20 protein-coding genes and 4 tRNA genes are annotated in these 19,396 nt (G+C 67.9%); 15 read left to right on the top strand and 9 right to left on the bottom strand.

Annotated elements, in window-relative coordinates; all coding sequences use genetic code 11:
- Positions 1-64: 64 nt before the first annotated feature.
- The 5 genes from pgsA to MBR110_RS11975 all read left to right on the top strand — a co-directional run bounded on the left by pgsA (position 65) and on the right by MBR110_RS11975 (position 1,311).
- Entirely contained in the window at positions 65-652 is a 588-nt protein-coding gene (gene pgsA, locus MBR110_RS11995; protein WP_011883978.1) for a CDP-diacylglycerol--glycerol-3-phosphate 3-phosphatidyltransferase, read from the top strand.
- Positions 653-807: 155 nt separating this feature from the next.
- A tRNA-Gly gene (locus MBR110_RS11990) sits at positions 808-883 on the top strand.
- Positions 884-934: 51 nt separating this feature from the next.
- Positions 935-1,010: transfer RNA gene (locus MBR110_RS11985), tRNA-Gly, on the top strand.
- A gap of 51 nt (positions 1,011-1,061) precedes the next feature.
- Positions 1,062-1,137 (top strand) — tRNA-Gly (locus MBR110_RS11980).
- Positions 1,138-1,237: 100 nt separating this feature from the next.
- Positions 1,238-1,311: transfer RNA gene (locus tag MBR110_RS11975), tRNA-Cys, on the top strand.
- Between the two features lie 90 nt (positions 1,312-1,401).
- Here the strand turns inward: MBR110_RS11975 and MBR110_RS11970 are convergent.
- Both MBR110_RS11970 and MBR110_RS11965 read right to left on the bottom strand, forming a co-directional pair.
- The gene (locus MBR110_RS11970; protein WP_059462939.1) at positions 1,402-1,950 is read right to left on the bottom strand and encodes a GNAT family N-acetyltransferase; all 549 of its coding nucleotides are present in this window, start codon (positions 1,948-1,950) and stop codon (positions 1,402-1,404) included.
- The gene (locus MBR110_RS11965) at positions 1,947-2,612 is read right to left on the bottom strand and encodes a helix-turn-helix domain-containing protein (protein WP_011883980.1); all 666 of its coding nucleotides are present in this window, start codon (positions 2,610-2,612) and stop codon (positions 1,947-1,949) included. Before MBR110_RS11965 ends, MBR110_RS11970 begins: the two co-directional genes overlap by 4 nt.
- 149 nt (positions 2,613-2,761) lie before the next feature.
- Between MBR110_RS11965 and MBR110_RS11960 the strand changes: the two genes are divergently transcribed.
- Positions 2,762-2,998 carry a ParD-like family protein gene (locus tag MBR110_RS11960; protein WP_011883981.1) on the top strand — a complete coding sequence of 79 codons (237 nt, stop codon included), beginning with the start codon at positions 2,762-2,764 and terminating at the stop codon, positions 2,996-2,998.
- The gene (gene map / locus MBR110_RS11955; RefSeq protein WP_011883982.1) at positions 2,998-3,804 is read left to right on the top strand and encodes a type I methionyl aminopeptidase; all 807 of its coding nucleotides are present in this window, start codon (positions 2,998-3,000) and stop codon (positions 3,802-3,804) included. The genes MBR110_RS11960 and map overlap by 1 nt, the downstream gene beginning before the upstream one ends.
- Before the next feature lie 108 nt (positions 3,805-3,912).
- Here map and MBR110_RS11950 read toward each other — a convergent pair whose 3' ends face one another.
- Both MBR110_RS11950 and MBR110_RS11945 read right to left on the bottom strand, forming a co-directional pair.
- Entirely contained in the window at positions 3,913-4,425 is a 513-nt protein-coding gene (locus tag MBR110_RS11950) for a GAF domain-containing protein (protein WP_011883983.1), read from the bottom strand.
- A gap of 158 nt (positions 4,426-4,583) precedes the next feature.
- Positions 4,584-5,501: a LysR family transcriptional regulator gene (locus MBR110_RS11945; protein WP_011883984.1), complete on the bottom strand. Its 918-nt coding sequence runs from the start codon at positions 5,499-5,501 to the stop codon at positions 4,584-4,586.
- Between the two features lie 110 nt (positions 5,502-5,611).
- On the opposite strand from MBR110_RS11945, the gene MBR110_RS11940 reads away from it, so the two are divergent.
- A complete protein-coding gene (locus MBR110_RS11940) occupies positions 5,612-6,478 on the top strand; it encodes a pirin family protein (RefSeq protein WP_059668796.1) in 867 nt (288 codons plus the stop codon).
- 131 nt (positions 6,479-6,609) lie between these two features.
- Entirely contained in the window at positions 6,610-7,101 is a 492-nt protein-coding gene (locus tag MBR110_RS11935) for a GNAT family N-acetyltransferase (RefSeq protein ID WP_011883986.1), read from the top strand.
- Between the two features lie 22 nt (positions 7,102-7,123).
- Here MBR110_RS11935 and MBR110_RS11930 read toward each other — a convergent pair whose 3' ends face one another.
- Genes MBR110_RS11930 through MBR110_RS11920 form a run of 3 tightly spaced genes read right to left on the bottom strand, consistent with a single transcriptional unit; the run spans position 7,124 to position 9,105 of the window.
- Positions 7,124-7,996 carry a cytochrome c oxidase assembly protein gene (locus tag MBR110_RS11930; RefSeq protein WP_011883987.1) on the bottom strand — a complete coding sequence of 291 codons (873 nt, stop codon included), beginning with the start codon at positions 7,994-7,996 and terminating at the stop codon, positions 7,124-7,126.
- A 10-nt stretch (positions 7,997-8,006) separates the two neighbouring features.
- Positions 8,007-8,453, bottom strand: a complete 447-nt coding sequence (locus MBR110_RS11925) for a copper chaperone PCu(A)C (RefSeq protein WP_011883988.1) — start codon at positions 8,451-8,453, stop codon at positions 8,007-8,009.
- A gap of 7 nt (positions 8,454-8,460) precedes the next feature.
- On the bottom strand, positions 8,461-9,105 hold the full coding sequence (locus tag MBR110_RS11920; protein ID WP_011883989.1) for an SCO family protein: 645 nt from the start codon (positions 9,103-9,105) through the stop codon (positions 8,461-8,463).
- A 271-nt stretch (positions 9,106-9,376) separates the two neighbouring features.
- Here MBR110_RS11920 and otsB point away from each other — a divergent pair, with 271 nt between their 5' ends.
- The gene (gene otsB, locus MBR110_RS11915; protein WP_011883990.1) at positions 9,377-10,129 is read left to right on the top strand and encodes a trehalose-phosphatase; all 753 of its coding nucleotides are present in this window, start codon (positions 9,377-9,379) and stop codon (positions 10,127-10,129) included.
- The gene (otsA, locus tag MBR110_RS11910) at positions 10,126-11,502 is read left to right on the top strand and encodes an alpha,alpha-trehalose-phosphate synthase (UDP-forming) (RefSeq protein ID WP_011883991.1); all 1,377 of its coding nucleotides are present in this window, start codon (positions 10,126-10,128) and stop codon (positions 11,500-11,502) included. The genes otsB and otsA overlap by 4 nt, the downstream gene beginning before the upstream one ends.
- 115 nt (positions 11,503-11,617) lie before the next feature.
- On the opposite strand, the gene MBR110_RS11905 is transcribed toward otsA, so the two are convergent.
- Entirely contained in the window at positions 11,618-13,450 is a 1,833-nt protein-coding gene (locus MBR110_RS11905; RefSeq protein WP_011883992.1) for an ABC transporter ATP-binding protein, read from the bottom strand.
- 581 nt (positions 13,451-14,031) lie between these two features.
- Between MBR110_RS11905 and MBR110_RS11900 the strand changes: the two genes are divergently transcribed.
- The 3 genes from MBR110_RS11900 (at position 14,032) to MBR110_RS11890 (ending at position 16,645) form a co-directional block, all read left to right on the top strand.
- Positions 14,032-15,096: a glycosyltransferase family 4 protein gene (locus MBR110_RS11900; RefSeq protein WP_011883993.1), complete on the top strand. Its 1,065-nt coding sequence runs from the start codon at positions 14,032-14,034 to the stop codon at positions 15,094-15,096.
- 246 nt (positions 15,097-15,342) lie between these two features.
- Positions 15,343-16,143 carry a hypothetical protein gene (locus MBR110_RS11895; protein ID WP_011883994.1) on the top strand — a complete coding sequence of 267 codons (801 nt, stop codon included), beginning with the start codon at positions 15,343-15,345 and terminating at the stop codon, positions 16,141-16,143.
- A gap of 37 nt (positions 16,144-16,180) precedes the next feature.
- Positions 16,181-16,645: a DUF2214 family protein gene (locus MBR110_RS11890; RefSeq protein WP_181709080.1), complete on the top strand. Its 465-nt coding sequence runs from the start codon at positions 16,181-16,183 to the stop codon at positions 16,643-16,645.
- 88 nt (positions 16,646-16,733) lie between these two features.
- On the opposite strand, the gene gudD is transcribed toward MBR110_RS11890, so the two are convergent.
- Entirely contained in the window at positions 16,734-18,086 is a 1,353-nt protein-coding gene (gene gudD, locus MBR110_RS11885; protein WP_181709079.1) for a glucarate dehydratase, read from the bottom strand.
- Positions 18,087-18,509: 423 nt separating this feature from the next.
- Between gudD and MBR110_RS11880 the strand changes: the two genes are divergently transcribed.
- Complete coding sequence (locus MBR110_RS11880) at positions 18,510-19,271, top strand: FadR/GntR family transcriptional regulator (protein ID WP_034194206.1); 762 nt, start codon at positions 18,510-18,512, stop codon at positions 19,269-19,271.
- The last annotated feature ends 125 nt before the right edge of the window (positions 19,272-19,396 follow it).

The raw sequence follows: 19,396 nt of genomic DNA, 5'->3' as shown, positions 1-19,396 counted from the left end.
GCGCGTTCTTGTGGCAGGCCGGTCGACACGGCACAATTGCGAATCCTTTACTGACCCGCATGCCATGCCGTTCAACTTCCCGATTTTCCTGACGTGGGTCCGGATCGTGCTGATTCCGCTCGTCGTCGGCGTGTTCTATCTGCCGGACACGGTGATGGGCGGCGCGCACCGCAACCTCGCGGCGGCGGCGATATTCATCCTGGCGGCGCTGACCGACTGGTTCGACGGCTTTCTCGCGCGCAAGTGGAACCAGACGTCGTCGTTCGGCGCGTTCCTCGACCCGGTCGCGGACAAGCTGATGGTCACCGCCGCGCTGCTGATCCTCGTGCAGATCGCGCGGGTCGACGCGGCGATCGCGCTGGTGATCGTCGGCCGCGAGATCGCGATTTCGGCGCTGCGCGAATGGATGGCGCAGATCGGTGCGTCGAAGAGCGTCGCGGTGAACCAGCTCGGCAAGTTCAAGACCGCATGCCAGATGGTCGCGATCCCGATGCTGCTGTATTACGGGCCGCTGCCGCTCGGCGTCGCGACGATCGACACGCGCGTGTGGGGCGAATGGCTGATGTATCTGGCGGCGGTGCTGACGATCTGGTCGATGCTGTACTACATGAAGCTCGCGTGGCCGCAGATTCGCGAGCGCGGCGGCGCGTAAGGGCTTGGTAGCGGCTGCTTGCGGTGTCGGTGCCGAAGGTTTTTGGAAAAAGGGCGCGAAAAGCCCTTGACACATGAAAGTGCCTTCGACATAATCTCGCTTCTCCGCTGCACGACGAAGTAAGCGTGTGACGGAAAGCAGTAGCGCAGCAATACGCGGGAGTAGCTCAGTTGGTAGAGCGCAACCTTGCCAAGGTTGAGGTCGCGAGTTCGAGACTCGTCTCCCGCTCCAGATTTTTTCGGCAGCGTGTTGAATGGCGAAGCGCTGCTGGTGCAGGACAACGCGGGAGTAGCTCAGTTGGTAGAGCGCAACCTTGCCAAGGTTGAGGTCGCGAGTTCGAGACTCGTCTCCCGCTCCAGATTTTTCTGGCAGCGTGTTGAATGGCAAAGCGCTGCTGGTGCAGGACAATGCGGGAGTAGCTCAGTTGGTAGAGCGCAACCTTGCCAAGGTTGAGGTCGCGAGTTCGAGACTCGTCTCCCGCTCCAGGTATCGGGGAAGCAAGGCTTCCCCTTTTATTTGATGGACCGATGGTCCTCGGATAAAAATCTGTCGCATGCCTTCCAGGTATTCGGACAGTCCGCTTTTGGCGCGATAGCAAAGCGGTTATGCAGCGGCCTGCAAAGCCGTTTAGGCCGGTTCGACTCCGGCTCGCGCCTCCAAGTAGGAAGAGAAAAAGCCCTGAGAAATCAGGGCTTTTTCTTTTCCGCCGCTCGCGCGGCGTTATCTTCAGCGACCATCCGCGTCCTCGCTCACCCATCCACCGGCTGCATCGGCGTGTCCAGCTTCAGCTGATAAAACGCCGCGTCGAGCCAGCGCCCGAACTTGAATCCCGCTTCGGCGATCGTCCCCGAATGCACGAAGCCGACACGCGTATGCAGCGCGACGCTGCCCGCGTTGGTTGCATCGATGCAGCCGACCAGCACGTGTACCTCGGCATCGCGCGCACGCTTGATCAACTCGCGCAGCAACAACTCGCCGAGCCCGCGCCCGCGATGATCGCGATGCACGTACACGCTGTGTTCGACCGTGTACTTGAACGCCGGAAACGCGCGGAACGTGCCCCAGCTCGCGAAGCCGAGCAGCGTGCCGGAACCGTCGACCGCGCCGACCACCGGAAAACCGCCCGCGCGCTTCGTTGCGAACCACGTGACCATCGCCTCCGGCGGCCGCGGCCGATAGTCGTACAGCGCGGTCGAATTGACGATCGCGTCGTTCAGGATTTCGAGGATGGCCGCCGCATGCTCGGCCTCGTTGCAATCGATCAGGCGCACGTCGTCGTGCGTTTTCGGCAAATTCATGTGGACTCCTGCACCGGTCGGCTCCGGACTTGAACGGATGCCGCGCCGCGCATGCCGACCGCGGCGGTGGCATCGCAGATCGCGACGACATAGCGCGCGCCTTGCGCCGTCGGGTTGCTGAAAATCAGCGGCTGATCGACGCGCATCGCGAGACAGTCGCCTTCGTGAAGCTCGTGGAGCGCGTCGCCCAACGTGACGTCGACGCGTCCGCCGAGCACCCATACCTGCTGATGCAGCGCGCTGTCGCGGCCGCCCGTGTCGTACGCGACGCGCGCGCCGGGCGGGAAATCGACTTCGACGAGCTGGAGCGGCGACGGCCAGCCGGGCGGCGACAGATTGCGCCGCAGATAGCCCGACGCCGGATCGCGCCATTCCGCTTGCTGTGCGCGCTTGACCAGCGGCTGCGCGGGCGCGTCGTCGCGCTCGCCGCCGAACAGCGCCGCCAGCGACACGCCCAAGCCGGCCGCGAGCTTGTCGAGGACGACGGCCGTCGGGCTGGCCGACGCGCGCTCGATGAGCGAGATCATCGAACGGCTCACGCCGGAGCGCGCGGCAAGCGTATCGAGCGTGTAGCCTCGTAACGTGCGCAAGTCGCGCACGCGGCGGGCGATCCGCTCGTTGATGCCTGCATCAGGCGCGGGAAGGGTAGTCGCTTCTTGCATGATGGACGGATTCTCCATCAAGATGGAATATGGTGTCAACGAAATCACGGGCTGCCAGACTCCCGATTCGCAGTCCGCCCGAATACTTGCTCCGCGCGCAGCGCCAGCGTAATATACGAAACGACTACATTTCGTTTAATTGGAGCCATATGGGCATCATCAAGATTTCCGAGCACATGCACGAACGGCTGCGCTCGACCAGCACCGCGCTGAGCCGGTCGATCAACGCGCAGGCCGAGCACTGGCTGCGCGTGGGCATGCTCGCGGAACTCAATCCGTCGCTGTCCTATGGCGATATCTGCCGGATGCTGATCGAATCCGAGGCGCGCGGCGGCGACGCCGGCACGGCGCAGCCGGTCGCTCGCGACATCGAGCAGGTGGCGTAATGGCGAAGCGCGACATTCCCATCCGCGGCGCCGCCGACATCGCGAAGTCGCGCGAAGCCGCGAAGCTCGCGTCGCAAGTGCTGACGATGATCACCGACTACGTGAAGCCGGGCGTCACGACCGACGAGCTCGACGCGCGCTGCCGCGAATACATCATCGACGAACTGCACGCGATTCCAGCCAACATCGGCTATCACGGCTATCCGAAAACGCTGTGCACGTCGGTCAACCACGTGGTCTGTCACGGCATCCCGTCGTCGCGGCCGATGCGCGACGGCGACATCGTGAACCTCGACATCGCGGTGATCAAGGACGGCTGGTTCGGCGACACGAGCCGCATGTACTTCGTCGGCGAGCCCGGCGAACTCGCGCGGCGTCTGGTGGCGGCCACCTACGAGGCGATGCACGCGGGCATTCGCGCGGTGCGTCCGGGCGCGACGCTCGGCGACGTCGGCTATGCGATCCAGCAGGTCGCGCACCGCGAAGGCTTCAGCGTCGTGCGCGAATACTGCGGGCACGGGATCGGCGACGTGTATCACGACGAGCCGCAGGTGCTGCACTACGGCCGCCCCGGCACCGGCGTGCCGCTGCGCCCCGGGATGATCTTCACGATCGAGCCGATGCTCAACGCGGGCAAGCGCGACACGCGCGTGCTGGCCGACGGCTGGACGGTCGTCACGAAGGACCATTCGCTGTCCGCGCAGTGGGAGCACATGGTCGTGGTGACGGAGCAGGGCGTCGACGTGCTGACCGACGACGTGAAGCCGCACGCGTTCGCCGCGCTGACCGGCACGCAGGCGGCCTGACGCGCACGCCGCCAACGACGACGAGCCCCGGTCCGGGGCTCGTTTCTTTTGCGCTAGCGCCTAGCGCTTGCGCTGCTCACGCCACCGGCGTGGTTGCTACCCGCAGCATCACGCTGCTCGGTCGCGCGCCTTTTGCCACGCGTGTTCGACGAACACGCGGCACAGCGCTTCCATCCCGCTGCGGTCTTCGTCGTCGAAACGTGCGGCGACCGGGCTGTCGACGTCCCACACGCCGATCAGCGTGCCGTCTGCCGCTACCAGCGGCACGACGATTTCCGACTCCGACGCGGCATCGCACGCGATATGGCCGGGGAACGCATGCACGTCGCGCACGACCTGCGTTTGGCGCGTCTGCGCCGCCGTGCCGCACACGCCCTTGCCGAGCGCGATGCGCACGCAGGCCGGCTTGCCCTGGAACGGGCCGACCACCAGCTCCGTCCCGTCGAAGAAATAGAAGCCGGCCCAGTTCAGACGATCGAGCGAGTGATAGACGAGCGCGGAGAAATTCGCGGCGTTTGCGATCAGGTCCGGCTCCGATTCGACGAGCGAGCGGGCCTGCTCGGCGAGCGTCGCATACAGTTCGGCCTTGGAGGCGTGAGGGTCGGTGGACAGCGTGAACATGGCTGAAGTGCAGAGAAAAGAGTAAGGGGGTACGCGCGATGCGCGATGCCGGCCCCGCAGTCTACGGCACGCGCCGCGCATTTGCAGCGCGTGATTCGCCGCCGTCACTGTCGCTCTCGGCCATCGCGTCGAACCGGCGCGTGCACCGGCAACCCCGCTCAATCGGGTTCTAGCTCCGCGAACCGCGCAGCCAGGAAGTCGAGCAGCGCGCGCACGCCCGGCAGCAGCCCGCGCCGCGACGCGAACACCGCGTGCACGATCTCGCGGCGCGGCGCCCAGTCGGGCAGCACGTTCACCAGTTCGCCGCGCGCGAGTTCGTCGCGCACCATCATCGTCGGCAACTGCACGACGCCGACGCCCGCGACCGCCGCGGCCCGCAACGCCAGCATGCCGCCCGTCACGAGCCGCGGCTGATGGTGGATCTCCGCATGCGCCTGGTCCGGGCCGCGCAGCCGCCACACGTGCGCGGCCTGCGGCAGGCCGTGGTCGAGGCTCGGCATGCGGGTCAGGTCGGCCGGAACGGCCGGCGCGCCGTGTTCGCGCAACAACGCGGGGCTCGCGACCAGGCATTGCCCGCGCTCGGCCAGCACGCGCAGCGCGAGATCGCTGTCCTCGAGCGGCGGCGGACGCACGCGAATCGCGACGTCGATCCCTTCTCCGACCACGTCGACGCGCCGGTTCGTCGCTTCGAGATGAATCTCGACGTGCGGGCACGCGACCATGAACGCGGCGATCATCGCGCCCGCCAGCGAGTCGAGCAGCGCGACGGGGCAGCTGACCCGCACGATGCCGCGCGGCTCCTCGTGCAGCAATGCGATCGCCTCGTCGGCGGCGTCGGCCTCGACGAGCATCGCGCGGCAATGCGCGTAGTACGTCTGGCCGACGTCGGTGACGGTGAAGCGGCGCGTCGAGCGCTGAATCAGCCGCATCCCGAGGCGCGCCTCGAGCAGCGCGACGCGCCGGCTCAGCTTCGACTTCGGCATGTTCAGCGCGCGCCCGGCCGGCGCGAACCCGCCGTGCTCGACCACCTGCACGAAGTAATAGAGATCGTTGAGATCTCGCTGTTGATCGTTCATCAAATGGAACGCTGAGTGCGATTTTGCGAGTCTACCGAATCGATCGTTCCATCTCTATATTGATCGTCAGGATGCGAAACACGTGTTTCGCCGCAATTCGGAGAAGGCAAATGAAGAAGATCCGTGGTGTCTACAGCGCGCCGCGCGGCCATTGGGTCGGCGACGGTTTCCCGGTGCGTTCGATGTTCAGCTATCAGTCGCACGGCGCCCATCTGAGCCCGTTCCTGCTGCTCGACTATGCGGGCCCCGCGAATTTCGAGCCGGCGTCGGCGCCGCGCGGGGTCGGCCAGCATCCGCACCGCGGCTTCGAAACGGTGACGATCGTCTACGACGGCGAAGTCGCGCACCGCGACTCGACCGGCGCGGGCGGCGTGATCGGCCCCGGCGACGTGCAATGGATGACGGCCGCGAGCGGGATCCTGCACGAGGAATTCCACTCGGAAGCGTTCACGAAGCGCGGCGGCCCGCTCGAGATGGTGCAGCTGTGGGTGAACCTGCCCGCCGCCGACAAGATGGGCGGGCCGGGCTATCAAACGCTGCTGAACGCGGACATCCCGGTCGTCGAGTTGCCGGACGGGGCGGGTCGCGCGCGGATCATCGCCGGCGAGCTCGACGGGCGGCGCGGCCCGGCCCGCACGCACACGCCGATCGACGTGTGGGACGTGCGGCTCGCCGCAGGCGGTCATGCGCGGTTCCCGATCGCCGAAGGCCGCACGCTCGCCGTGGTCGTGCTGAGCGGCACGGTGCTCGTGAACGGCGAGACGGTCGCCCGCGAAGCGCAGTTCGTGCAATTGGGCCGCGAAGGCAGCGACGTCGACATCGAGGCGAACGGCGACGTCAAGTTGCTGATCCTCAGCGGCGAGCCGATCGACGAGCCGGTGGTCGGCTACGGCCCGTTCGTGATGAACTCGCAAGAGGAAATCCGCGCCGCGATCGACGATTTCAACGGCGGCCGCTTCGGACGGATGCCCGCATGACGTACGGCCCCGCGCAATGCGGGGCTTTTTGCATGTGCGCGGCGGCGCGGGCGCAGCGGCCGCGCTTCGCGGCATAATCGTCGGTTGCCGCGCGCCCACCGGCGCGCCCGAAACAGCACCGAGGACCGCCCATGAACGCTTCCGCATCCGCCATCTCCCCGCGTGCCGCCGACCTGGACTGGCGCTGGAAATCCTTCGACGCCCTGAGCGCACGCGAGGTCTATTCGATCCTCGAAGCGCGCAGCGCCGTGTTCGTCGTCGAGCAGAACTGCGTGTACCGCGACATCGACGATGCCGATCAGGCCGCGTGGCACCTGGCCGCGTACGACGCGGCGGGCCGCGTCGCCGGCTATCTGCGCGTGCTGCTGCCCGATGCGCAGCATGCCGACGTGCGCATCGGCCGCGTACTGACGACCGCCGCGTTCCGCGGGGCCGGCCTCGGCAATACGCTGCTCGCCCGCGCGCTCGAACACATCGCCGCGCAGTGGCCCGATACGCAGATGAGCCTGCATGCGCAGGCGCACCTGCAGCGCTTTTACGGTGCGTTCGGCTTTGAGCCGAGCTCCGACGTGCACGACGAAGACGGCATCCCGCACGTGTGGATGACCCGCGCGCGCGGCTGACGCGCGGCGCGGCGTGCCGGGATCAGTGGGCGTTGCGCGTGGCCGCCGGCCGCGCGGCGCTGCGCGCAGCGGCGCGCTCGTCGATCAGCCGGCCGCGAGCGGACAGCCGCATCCAGTGCCGCAGTGCGATCAGCGCGCCGATCACGCTCATCATCGAGCCGGGAATCCACAGCAGCAGGCCGCCGATCTGCTGGTCGCGCAACGGGCTGAGCCACGTGAAGGCGCGCCCGCAGATCGAGTAGATCGGATACAGCTCGTGCGGCGTGAAGAAGATCAGCGCGCCGAGCGCGATCTGCGGCGGGATGGCGGCGACGACGATCAGAATCCGGCGGCCCGGCGACAGCCGCGCGGGCGGCGCGGGACGCGGATCGACGACGAGCCACCAGAACAGCAGCCCGTCGATCACCATGCTCCAGTTCATCACGCGATACAGACGCCAGTCGAGCATCGCGACGAAGTGGATCGGCGACAGCAGCCAGAAATAGATCAGCCCGACGAACAGCACGACGGCCACGACCGGATGGAACACCAGGTCGAGCGCCGCGCGCACGGGCGCCCATGCGAGCGCGGGGCGCACGAAGCGTTGCCGCCAGCGAAACGGAATGCCGGCGCGGATCGCCGCGCCCGGATAGGCGAGCGCGATGAAGAACGGCCCGAGGTGATGCAGCACCAGATGCTGCGCGCGGTGCATGAAGAACTCGTGCTCGAAGAAATAGTCGAGCCGCGTATGCAGTGCGATGTAGAGCGCCGTCAGCCCGAGCCAGAACGAGAACTGTCGCAGCGGCGACACCTTCGCCTTCTTCACGCCGCGCGCGAACAGCACGGCGGCCGTCAGCACCGCGATCACCACGGTCGGCGACGGTTCCCACGGATCGAGCCAGTACAGGACGTTCATCGCACGCGCATCACTTCGCCTGGGCCGGCGACTTCACCGCAAACGGCGCGTCGACGGTTTCGCCGTCGGAGAATTTCAGGCGCAGGCGCACCGTGTCGCCCGGCTTGATCGCGTGCTTCGGCTCCTCGAGCATGAAGTGGTAGCCGCCCGGTGCGATGTCGACCTTGCCGCGCGCGGGGATCGTCAGCTTGTCGACCATTTCCATCTTCTGCGTCGAGCCGTTCGACACCGTCTGGTGCAGCATCGCCATCCCGTAGTCGGGGCTGTCGACGTCGACGAGATCGACCGGCTTGTCGCCGGTGTTCACGAGCGTCACGTAGCCGCCGGCGGGCAGCTGGTTCGGCAGCCAGCGTACCCATGCGTTCTGCGCGGTGATCGCACCGGCCGCATAGGCGTGTGCGCCGGCGCACAGCGCGGCGAGGGCGGCGAACGTCTTGAGGATCGTTTTCGGCTTCATGTCTGGTTCACGTGGTGGGGGCAGTGTCGATGATCCGCCGCACGTCGGCGGCGATGGCGTCCGGCGAGTCGCCGTCGGTCGCGAGCAGGCGCGCGCGGCCGTGGGCGTCGAAGATGTAGACGGCCGAGCTGTGCGTGACCTCGTAGCCGCCGGACGGATCGCGTTGTTCCATCTGGTACGCGACGCGGTAGCGCTTCGCGAGCGATTCGATCTGGCCGTCGCTGCCGGTCAGGCCGCGCGCGTGCGCGGCGTCGAACGCGGCGACGTACGACTGCAGCGCCTGCGGCGTGTCGCGCGCGGGATCGACCGACACGAACAGGATGCGCACGTCGTTCGCGCGCGGGCCGAGCTTCGCGAGCACTTCCATCAGCCGCGCCATCGTCTCGGGACAGACGTCCGGACAGTGCGTGTAGCCGAAGTAGACGAGCGCGACGCGGCCGCGAAACGCGCTCGCGTCGACGGGCCGGCCGTCGCCGCCGGTCAGCGTGAACGACAGGTCGGGCAGATGGCCGGTGACGTTGGTCAGGTGCCAGCCCGGCTCGTCGCGCGTGCACGCGGCGAGCGCGACGGCAACGGCCATCGCCGCGGCCATGCGCGCGAAACGGTTGAAGCTGGGGCGGCGCCGGCGCGGCGCGGGACGGGCAAGCGACATCCTGGGACTCGAATCGGACGGAATGACGTCGGTCGCGCCGCACTGGGGCGCGCGACCGGCGGTTGCCGACTGTAACGCAATTCCCGCGCCTGCGCGCTTTCGAAATCCCTGCGGTCGCGCGGGGCGGGGCAATATGTCGCAGCGGCGGCGCGGGCGGCGCGCGGCGGCCGGTTTCGCCCATCTCGGTACGCAGGCGCGGTAAGATGCGCACAATTCCATTCTCGTCGCGGCGGCCCGGCGTTTGCCGGCCGCCGCTCGGACTCTCGAATCGATGCAATCCGTTCCGGCTTCCCTGTCCCTGACCGATACCGCGTTCTTTTTCGACTTCGACGGCACGCTCGTCGAGCTCGCCCCCACGCCCGACAGCATTCACGTGCCGCCGTCGCTGCTGACGCTGCTCGATACGCTCAGGCAGCGCTCGCATGGCGCGGTCGCGGTGGTGTCGGGGCGCGGCATCGACAATCTCGACACGTTCCTGAGCATGCCGGATCTACCGATCGCCGGCCTGCACGGTGCCGAGCGTCGCGATTCGAACGGCGACACGCAGCGCATCGGCTTCAACGACGAACGCCTGCTGCGCATCGAGCGCGAGCTGGCGGCCGTGGTCGACCGTCATCCGGGCATGCTGCTGGAGATCAAGGGCGCGGCCGTCGCGCTGCACTACCGCAACGCGGCCGACCGTGAGCCGGTCGCGCGCGAAGCGGCCGAGCGCCTCGTCGCCGAATATGCGGACGCGTACGTACTGCAGCCCGGCAAGATGGTGTTCGAAATCAAGCCGAAGGGCGTCGACAAGGGGCGCGCGCTGGCCGCGTTCCTCGACGAGCCGCCGTTCGCGGGCCGCGTGCCGCTGTTCGCGGGCGACGATCTGACCGACGAGAAGGGCTTCGCGGTGGTGAACGCGCGTGGCGGCCTGTCGATCAAGGTCGGCGCCGGCGAGACGTCGGCGCGCATGCGGCTCGATTCGGTCGCCGCGCTGCACGCGCAGATCGCCCGCTGGCTCGATCTGGAGCTGCCGGGCGCATGAGCCGACTGATCATCGTTTCAAACCGCGTCGCGCCGATTTCGGAAGGCGAGCCGGCGGCTGGCGGTCTCGCGATCGGCGTGTACGACGCGCTGAAGGAGACGGGCGGCATGTGGTTCGGCTGGAGCGGCGAAGTGGTCGCGTCCGGTGCGCCGCAGATCCGCATCGAGGAGCGCGGCCCCGTGACGTTTGCGACCGTCGGGCTGTCGCGCCGCGATTACGACCAGTACTACCGCGGCTTCTCGAACGCGACGCTGTGGCCGGCGTTCCACTACCGCGCGGACCTGATCCAGTACGACCGTCACGAGTTCGAAGGCTACGGCCGCGTGAACGTGTGGCTCGCGCAGCAGCTCGTGCCGCTGCTGCAGGACGACGACGTGATCTGGGTCCACGACTATCACCTGATCCCGTTCGCGCGCGCGCTGCGCGCGTCGGGCGTGAAGAACCGGATCGGCTTCTTCCTGCACATCCCGTTTCCCGCCGCGCAGGTGCTCGTGAACGTGCCGCCGCATCGCGAGCTGGTCGAGTCGCTGTGCGCGTTCGATCTGCTCGGCTTCCAGACCGAGCCCGACCTGCGCGCGTTCTGCGATTACGTCGAGTTCGAAGCCGGCGGCGAAGTGACGCGCGACGGCCGCACGGTACGCGTGAGCGCGTTCGGCAGCACGCTGCGCGCGGCGGCTTATCCGATCGGCGTGTATCCGGACGAGATCGCGTCGCTCGCGCAGGCGGGCGAGCACGGCAAGGCCGCGCGCATGGCCACGTCGCTGCGCGGGCGCCAGCTGATCATGAGCGTCGACCGGCTCGATTATTCGAAGGGCCTCGTCGAGCGGTTCCGCGCGTTCGAGAAGCTGCTGGAGCACCAGGCGTCGATCCGCAATCGCGTGTCGTTCCTGCAGATCGCGCCGTCGACGCGCGCCGACCTGCGCGCGTATCAGGACATCCGGCTGCAGCTCGAAGCGGAATCGGGGCGCATCAACGGACGCTACGCGGAGCTCGACTGGGCGCCGATTCTGTACATTCATCGCCAGTACGACCGGCAGGTGCTGGCCGCGCTGTATCGCCTCGCGCGCGTGGGCTTCGTGACGCCGCTGCGCGACGGGATGAACCTCGTCGCGAAGGAATACGTGTCCGCGCAGAATCCGGACGATCCGGGCGTGCTGGTGCTGTCGCGTTTCGCAGGCGCGGCGCGCGAGCTGACCGGCGCGCTGATCGTCAATCCGATCGACATCGACGGCATGGCCGATGCGTTGTCACAGGCGCTGACGATGCCGCTCGCCGAGCGGCGCGCGCGTTATGCGGACATGATCGCGCAGCTGCGCGAGAACAACGTGTCGGTGTGGCGCGACAACTTCCTGCGCGATTTGCAGCGCGCGTAGCCTGGGGCGGTTGCACATCGAGCGCTGGTCGCGCGCCGCGCTGAAAAAAGGCCGCCGTGCTACGAGCACGGCGGCCTTTTTATCGTCTATCGGCGGGCGGCGCGATGCCGCGGCGTCACGCGACGCGTTCGCCGGTGGTCGGCGCGGCGCCGTCGGGCGCGTGCAGCCGGCCGTGCTGCTTCGCGAGCAGGTCGCGATACAGCCCGGGGCGGCTGCGCAGCACGTCGGGGCTGCCATCGTCGATCACCTTGCCGTTGCTCATCACGATGATCCGGTCGAAGTTGCGCAGCGTCGACAGCCGGTGTGCGATCGCGATCACCGTACGGCCGACCATCAGGCGGTCGAGCGCGCTCTGGATCGCTTCTTCCGATGCGCTGTCGAGCGCCGAGGTCGCTTCGTCGAGCAGCAGGATGGGCGCGTCCTTCAGGATCGCGCGCGCGATCGCGATGCGCTGGCGCTGGCCACCCGACAGCTTGACGCCGCGGTCGCCGACGATCGTGTCATAGCCTTCCGGCATCGCCTCGATGAACTCCGCGCAGCGTGCGTCGCGCGCGGCTGCGAGCACCTGCTCGCGGGTCGCGTCGGGGCGGCCGTACGCGATGTTGTCGTAGATGGTCCGGTGCAGCAGCGAGATGTCCTGCGGCACGAGCGCGATCGCCTGGCGCAGGCTGTCCTGCGTGATCGTCTTGACGTCCTGGCCGTCGACCATCACCGCGCCGTCCTGCGTGTCGTAGAAGCGCTGCAGCAGCGCGAGCACGGTCGACTTGCCGGCGCCCGATTTGCCGATCAGTCCGACGCGCTGGCCGGCCTCGATATGCAGGTCGAAGTGGTCGAGGATCGCGCGGCGGTGCGGATACGCGAACGTCACGCGCTCGAAGTCGACGCGCCCGCCCTTGGCCGACAGCGGCTGCGCGTCGGAGCGATCGGGCATGCCGTGCGGTTCGAGCAGCGTCTTCACGGCTTCGGACAGGCGTGCGACGTGCTGCGTGACGTCGACCAGCGCGACGGCCAGATCGCGCGTGCCGTGCAGGATCGTGAAGCCGAGCGAGCTGACGAGCACGATGTCGCCGGAGGTCGCGCGGCCCTGATCCCACAGCCACAGCGCCCAGCCGAGCAGCCCGGCCGACAGCATCGCGGTGATCACCGCGTGCAGCAGCCGCAGCTTCTCGAGATAGAGCAGGCTTTGCTGACGGGCGTCCATCTCGGCTTTCACGGTCGCGCTGAAGCGCTTCTGTTCGCGCAGCGTCATCCCGAATGCGCGCACGAGCCCCATGTTGCCGATCACGTCGACGAGCTCGCCGTCCACCGCGGCGGCCTTCGCCGCGAACGTGTGATGGCGGGCGGAGCCGCGCCCGGCGAGCTTGAACAGCACGATCGCGAGCAGCGCCGAACAGCCGAGCAGGCCGGCGGCCATCAGCGGATTCACGACGATGATCATCAGAATCGCGCCGATCACCGCGATGCACGGCGGCAGCACGTTCCACGCCATCGTGTTCTCCGACGTATAGACGGCGTTCGACGTGGCCGTGATGCGGCTCGCGAGCGTGCCCGGCTGCTTCTCCGCGTAATACGTCGGCGAATGGCCGATCAGATACTGGAACAGGTCGCGCCGCAGGTCGCCGGTCACCGCGACGAACGTGTGCGCGGCGGTCCAGCCGCCGACCCGCCACAGCAGGTTGTCGGCCGCGATCAGCCCGACGAGCAGTGCGAACGCGCTCCACAGCGGGCCCGGATGATGGCGTCCGGCCGCGAGCACGTCGATCAGATGCTTGATCGCGTATTGCGAGCCGAGCGCGCAGCCGACGGCGGCCAGCACGCTGCAGAGCACGATCAGGTGCGCGACAGGGTGCAGGCGGATGTAGCGGAACAGGAACGCGATCGGCCGATGCGCGTAGCTCGACAGCTTCGCGTTGTGGGCGTTGCGCTGGGCAGGGGTGAGATATTCCAAAATATGCGTGCGGTGATTCGGTGATTGAGCGGGGCGGCTGGAGCCCAGCCGGCGGTCGCCCGGACTGAATAATCCGGCATTGTAAACAAGGCCGTGCGTTGCGCTGTGCGAATCTTGCGCGAGCCTGGGGGCGCACGACCAGTTTTGAGATAAAATCCGGCATCCCGTTCGCCGCAAAGAGCCTTAGGTGTCGCAAAGGCAATGCCGGCAGCGATGACGGACATGGAGTGCCGAACGGGCCTTCCACTCTAGAACGGACATCCGAGTCCGCGGGTTGCAAAGTGTTGCGCCTTTGTAACAAAGTAAAGAGTTTGAAATGGCGGGCGCCGTATCGGGATTAACCCTAGATAATCGGCTCCGGGTTCGGTCCCAGGTTTTTACGAACCCCTGTCAACGGGTCTTCGTTTCAAACGTTCTAAGCCTGTCGCGTCGCCGACGCTCCTTGTGCAGCGCGGGCAGCGCGGGCTCGACGCCCCCGGCAGGCTGATTCGTCCGATGATCGGACGAAATGCATCCAGCCCGGACCGCCGGCAGGTTGCCGACCCATACCTGGTTTTTAGCCGAATTTTTAGGAGTTACGCATGCGAATCGCCCAAATCGCTCCGTTGCACGAAGCGGTTCCCCCGAAGCTTTATGGCGGGACCGAGCGAGTGGTGTCCTATCTGACCGAAGCACTCGTCGAGATGGGGCATGACGTCACGCTGTTCGCGAGCGGCGATTCGCAAACGTCGGCGAAGCTCGAAGCGTGCTGGCCGCAGGCGCTGCGCCTCGATCCGACGATCCGCGACGTGATGGCCCCGCACATGCTGCTGCTCGAGCAAGTGCGCCGCCGCGCGGAAGAGTTCGACGTCCTGCACTGCCACATCGACTACTACCCGTTCTCGCTGTTCTCGCGTCAGCCGGTCCCGCATCTGACGACGATGCACGGCCGTCTCGACCTGCCCGAACTGCAGCCGATCTTCAACGCGTTCAGCGACGTGCCGGTCGTGTCGATCTCCGACAACCAGCGCATCCCGCTGCCGCAGGCGAACTGGCTGTCGACCGTGTACCACGGCCTGCCGGAAAACCTGCTGACGCCGATCCCGAACGTGAAGCCGAGCTATCTCGCGTTCCTGGGCCGCATCTCGCCGGAAAAGCGCGTCGACACCGCGATCCGCATCGCCGAGCAGGCCGGCCTGCCGATCAAGATCGCCGCGAAGCTCGACAAGGCCGACCGCGCATATTACGAAGAGAAGATCAAGCCGCTGTTCGCGCTGCCGCACGTCGAGTACATCGGCGAGATCAGCGAAGCCGAAAAGACCGAATTCCTCGGCAATGCGCACGCGCTGCTGTTCCCGATCGACTGGCCGGAGCCCTTCGGCCTGGTGATGATCGAGGCGATGGCCTGCGGCACGCCGGTGATCGCGTTCAAGCGCGGCTCGGTGCCGGAAGTGATCGACAACGGCGTGTCGGGCTTCGTCGTCGAAGACGAGCTGTCGGCCGTCGCCGCGCTCAAGCGCCTCGATACGCTGCCGCGCGAGAAGGTGCGCGCCGCATTCGAAGCCCGCTTCTCGTCGAAGGTGATGGCGCAGAACTACGTGAAGGCGTACGAGGAACTGCTGCGCCAGAAGCGCCGCACGGTGCTGCGCGAAGTCAACGCAGGCTGACGCCGAGTCGCCGGCCGCGCTGCGGCCGGTGTCGGCACCGACGCCCCGTCCGGGTTTCCGGCGGGGCGTCGTCACATCTGCCGTGCCGATCCGTTGCGATCTGTTGTATTCTCGCCGCGCCCGACGCCGCGAACGGCGCGGGAACCGATCGGGCACGCGATCGAGCCGTCTGTCCAGACGGTAATGTCCCTATAATGGCCGTGCCGCGAAATCCGGCCCCGCACGAACATCGATAGGAGAGCAGTCTTGGCGAGAACGAAAACCACGCGCGCAGCGCCGGCCCCCGGCGCCGGCGTGATCTTCGCATTGCGCGCGATCGGTCTCGTGCTGCTCGCGCGCTGGCTGTTCTCGATGTCGCAGATGGGCTATCGCGCCTCGCTGTCGGCGATGGTGTCGTCGCCCTGGGCGTTCGTCTATCTGGTGCTGATCTTCCTGTTGCTCGCGCTGCCCGGCGCCGCCGCGCGCGCCGAGCGTCCGTTTCATCCGCTGCCGCAATGGCTGCGCCAGGCGCTGCGCGTGTTCGCGCTGATCGGTTTCCTGTTCGCCGTCTGGTCGATCGGCGCCTTCGCGTGGGCGGCCGGCTGGCGCCGCGCGCTGCATGCGGTGACGGCAACCAACGGCTGGCTCGTCGCCGCGCCCGCGTTGTATGCGGCGATCGTGTGGATGTGCCGTCCGCGGCCGCTGTGGCGCACCAACGTCGCCGCGCGCCGTTTCGCGATCGGCCGCTATGCGATTTCGCTCGACACGCTCACCCGCACCGCGATCGTCTGGATGGAGAGCCGCAAGGTCGGCCAGTACGACGCGCGCGAGCTGTCGGTGCGCTGGCCCGGCCGGCCGGCCGCGGCCGCGGCGGACGGGCTCGCTGCATCGGCCGTCGCCGCGCCGCCGCGCGGCAGCCTGTTCCGGCGGCCCAAAGTGGAGCTGCTGTGGGATTCGCCGGCGGCCGTCGGCCATAACCGGCAGACCGTGTTGCGCGCGCCGCTCGCGACCGAAGGGGACCGCGTCGCGGTCCTCGCGCTCGACGCGGCGCTCAAACAGATCGTCTAATCGCGCTCGCGCGGCGCGCGGGCGACAAGGAGCCTCAATGATCGTCCGATGGTTGCTCGCAGCGGTTCACCTGATGGCATTCGGCGTCGCGTTCGCCGGGATCGCGGCACGCAATCGCGCGCTGCGGCGCGTGATCGCGTCGGCACAGGCTGCCGACCTGCCCGGTGTGTTCAAGGCCGACGCGGTGTGGGGCGCGTCGGCGCTGGTGTTGATCGCGACGGGGCTCGCGCGCGCCTTCGGCGGTTTCGAGAAGGGCACCGCGTACTACCTTCACGAGCCGCTCTTCCACCTCAAGATGACCGCGCTCGTGCTGATCCTGCTGCTCGAAATCGTGCCGATGCTCGGGCTGCTGCGCTGGCGCGGCACCGTGCGGCGGCAGCAGACGCCCGATCTGCGGCGCGCCCGCACCTATGTGCGGATCGGCCACTGGCAGGCGGTGCTCGTGATGGTGATCGTGTTCGCCGCGGCGGGCATGGCGCGCGGCATCGGGCTCGCCGGCTAGCGTAGCGCGGCGTCGAAGCGCGGGCGCGGCCGGCGAGCCGCGCATCGTCTCTACCGGGCCGTTGCGCGGCCCGGCTTCGCCTTACCTTTTAGCGCACCAGGCTCGGACGCTTGTTGTCGAACGTCCATCCGGGAATCAGATATTGCATGGCGGCCGCATCGTCGCGGGCGCCGAGCCCGTGCTGCTTGTACAGCTCGTGCGCGCGCGCGACCGCGTCCATGTCGATGTCGATGCCGAGGCCCGGCCGCTTCGGCACTTCCACGAGCCCGTTGGCGATCTTCAGCGGCTCGCGCGTCAGCCGCTCGCCGTCCTGCCAGATCCAGTGCGTATCGATCGCGGTCACCTGGCCGGGCGCCGCCGCCGCGACGTGCGTGAACATCGCGAGCGACACGTCGAAATGGTTGTTCGAATGCGAGCCCCACGTGAGGCCCCAGTCGCGGCACATCTGCGCGACGCGCACCGAGCCCTGCATCGTCCAGAAATGTGGATCGGCCAGCGGGATGTCGACGGCCTGCAGCTGGATCGCGTGGCCCATCTGGCGCCAGTCGGTCGCGATCATGTTGGTCGCCGTCGGCAGCCCGGTCGCGCGGCGGAACTCGGCCATCACCTCGCGGCCCGAATAGCCGTTCTCTGCGCCGCAGGGGTCTTCCGCATAGGCCAGCACGTGATGCTGGTCGCGGCACAGCCGCACGGCTTCGTCCAGCGACCACGCGCCGTTCGGGTCGAGCGTCACGCGCGCGTCGGGAAAGCGCTCGGCGAGCGCCGTCACGGCCTCGATTTCGCGCGCGCCTTCGAACACGCCGCCCTTCAGCTTGAAGTCGTTGAAGCCGTAGCGGGCATGCGCGGCTTCGGCGAGGCACACGACCGCGTCGGGCGTCAATGCGGCTTCGTCGCGCACGCGCGTCCAGTCGTCGGTCGCGTCGCGGCCGTCGCGGTAGGGCAGTGCGGTCCTGGTGCGGTCGCCGACGTAGAACAGGTAACCGAGCATTTCCACTTGCTCGCGCTGCTGGCCTTCGCCGAGCAGCGCGGCCACGGGCACGCCGAGATGCTGGCCGAGCAGGTCGAGCAGCGCGGCTTCGAGCGCGGTGACCGCGTGGATCGTCGTGCGCAGGTCGAAGGTCTGCAGCCCGCGGCCGCCCGCGTCGCGATCGGCGAACGTGCGCCGAACGTCGTTGAGCACCGCGTGGTAATTGCCGACCGGCTGGCCGACGACGCACGCGCGCGCATCGTCGAGCGTGCGGCGAATGCTTTCGCCGCCCGGCACTTCGCCGACGCCGATGCGGCCCGCGCTGTCTTTCAGGATCACGAGGTTGCGCGTGAAGAACGGGCCGTGCGCGCCGCTCAGGTTCAGCAGCATGCTGTCGTGGCCGGCGACCGGAATGGCTTGCAGATCGACGATGCGCGGCGTGTCGTGGGAAGGCGAGGCGGTGACGGCGTTCATGGCGGCGATGACGAGAGAGTAGGCGATGCCGTGCGGCAAATGCTTTGCCGCGCGCGGCGCGAGATGCGATCATTCGACAACCGACGTGCGCGGCGCACGAACCGCGCCCGTCGACAGCAACCCGCGAGGGGCGAGCGACGCGCGCCCGATGCCGGTGCCGCATCGGACGGAAGCCAGGCGCGCATGTGCGCCTCGATCCACTGCCGAACCGCACGCCGGCATCTGCACGCAGGTGCGAACGTCGATGAAGACCTATCACGGGACCGGGCAGGCACTGCGCCTGCCGTGGTCGACAGGAGATCCGTGTGGTCATCATCAGTCGTCGGATGACTTGTGACGCAGTATAATGAATCCACGGCGTTCGCTCAAACCCCGCGTAAACCCTCGGCTCACATTACGATCACTCAAAAAGGAACCGGCCTCATGTCCGTGCCCACGCTTCCCGCAGCGCCGCGCCGTCGCGCCCGCAGCCTCGCACAAGATGTCGTCGACGCGCTGACCGCGCAGATCGAAAACGGCACGCTGCGTCCCGGCGACAAGCTGCCGACCGAAACCGAAGTCATGGCGGCGCAGGGCGTCAGCCGCACGGTCGTGCGCGAAGCGATCTCGCGGATGCAGGCGAGCGGCCTGATCGAAACGCGCCACGGGATCGGCAGCTTCGTGCTGGAGCCGTCGCGTCGTCGGGCGCTCGGGATCGATCCCGCGACCATCACGACGCTGCGCGACGTGCTCGCGGTGCTCGAGCTGCGGATCAGCCTCGAGAGCGAGTGCGCGAGCCTTGCCGCGCAACGCGCGAGCGACGCGGATCTCGCCGCGCTGCGCCGCGCGCTCGACGCGATCGCCTCGGGGGCGGGCGGCGGTCACGACACCGCGCAGCTCGACTTCCAGTTCCATCTGCAGATCGCGCAGTCGACCGGCAACCGCTATTTCGTCGACATCATGACGCAGCTGGGCGCGTCGATCATTCCGCGCACGCGGGTGAATTCCGCCCGCTTCGCGGGCGACGACCTGGAGCGCTACGTGGGCCGGCTCAATCACGAGCACGAGGACATCTACGAGGCCATCGCACGCCACGACCCGGAGGCCGCGCGCGCCGCGATGCGCACGCACCTCACCAATAGCCGCGAGCGGCTGCGCCGCGCGCACGAGGCGGCCGAAGCGGAGCGTGATACGCAAGCCGGCTGAGACGCATGGCCACGCGGTGACGTGCGCCGCATGCAGAGTGTATTGAGATCGGTCGTCGTATGAGATGGTGGCGACCTTGTCGGCGCAGTGGCCGCCGGCGCGCGTCGCGACCGCTCGCCACGCAC

The organism is Burkholderia sp. MBR-1 (assembly GCF_013822785.1).
GTDB classification, from domain to species: Bacteria; Pseudomonadota; Gammaproteobacteria; order Burkholderiales; family Burkholderiaceae; genus Burkholderia; species Burkholderia vietnamiensis.
This window is presented reverse-complemented; position numbering and strand designations above follow the sequence as displayed.

Coding starts and splice junctions, on each gene's coding strand:
- pgsA (WP_011883978.1), top strand. CDS start 65: ATGCCGTTCAACTTCCCGATTTTCCTGACGTGGGTCCGGATCGTGCTG.
- MBR110_RS11970 (WP_059462939.1), bottom strand. CDS start 1,950: ATGAATTTGCCGAAAACGCACGACGACGTGCGCCTGATCGATTGCAAC.
- MBR110_RS11965 (WP_011883980.1), bottom strand. CDS start 2,612: ATGCAAGAAGCGACTACCCTTCCCGCGCCTGATGCAGGCATCAACGAG.
- MBR110_RS11960 (WP_011883981.1), top strand. CDS start 2,762: ATGGGCATCATCAAGATTTCCGAGCACATGCACGAACGGCTGCGCTCG.
- map (WP_011883982.1), top strand. CDS start 2,998: ATGGCGAAGCGCGACATTCCCATCCGCGGCGCCGCCGACATCGCGAAG.
- MBR110_RS11950 (WP_011883983.1), bottom strand. CDS start 4,425: ATGTTCACGCTGTCCACCGACCCTCACGCCTCCAAGGCCGAACTGTAT.
- MBR110_RS11945 (WP_011883984.1), bottom strand. CDS start 5,501: ATGAACGATCAACAGCGAGATCTCAACGATCTCTATTACTTCGTGCAG.
- MBR110_RS11940 (WP_059668796.1), top strand. CDS start 5,612: ATGAAGAAGATCCGTGGTGTCTACAGCGCGCCGCGCGGCCATTGGGTC.
- MBR110_RS11935 (WP_011883986.1), top strand. CDS start 6,610: ATGAACGCTTCCGCATCCGCCATCTCCCCGCGTGCCGCCGACCTGGAC.
- MBR110_RS11930 (WP_011883987.1), bottom strand. CDS start 7,996: ATGAACGTCCTGTACTGGCTCGATCCGTGGGAACCGTCGCCGACCGTG.
- MBR110_RS11925 (WP_011883988.1), bottom strand. CDS start 8,453: ATGAAGCCGAAAACGATCCTCAAGACGTTCGCCGCCCTCGCCGCGCTG.
- MBR110_RS11920 (WP_011883989.1), bottom strand. CDS start 9,105: ATGTCGCTTGCCCGTCCCGCGCCGCGCCGGCGCCGCCCCAGCTTCAAC.
- otsB (WP_011883990.1), top strand. CDS start 9,377: ATGCAATCCGTTCCGGCTTCCCTGTCCCTGACCGATACCGCGTTCTTT.
- otsA (WP_011883991.1), top strand. CDS start 10,126: ATGAGCCGACTGATCATCGTTTCAAACCGCGTCGCGCCGATTTCGGAA.
- MBR110_RS11900 (WP_011883993.1), top strand. CDS start 14,032: ATGCGAATCGCCCAAATCGCTCCGTTGCACGAAGCGGTTCCCCCGAAG.
- MBR110_RS11890 (WP_181709080.1), top strand. CDS start 16,181: ATGATCGTCCGATGGTTGCTCGCAGCGGTTCACCTGATGGCATTCGGC.
- gudD (WP_181709079.1), bottom strand. CDS start 18,086: ATGAACGCCGTCACCGCCTCGCCTTCCCACGACACGCCGCGCATCGTC.
- MBR110_RS11880 (WP_034194206.1), top strand. CDS start 18,510: ATGTCCGTGCCCACGCTTCCCGCAGCGCCGCGCCGTCGCGCCCGCAGC.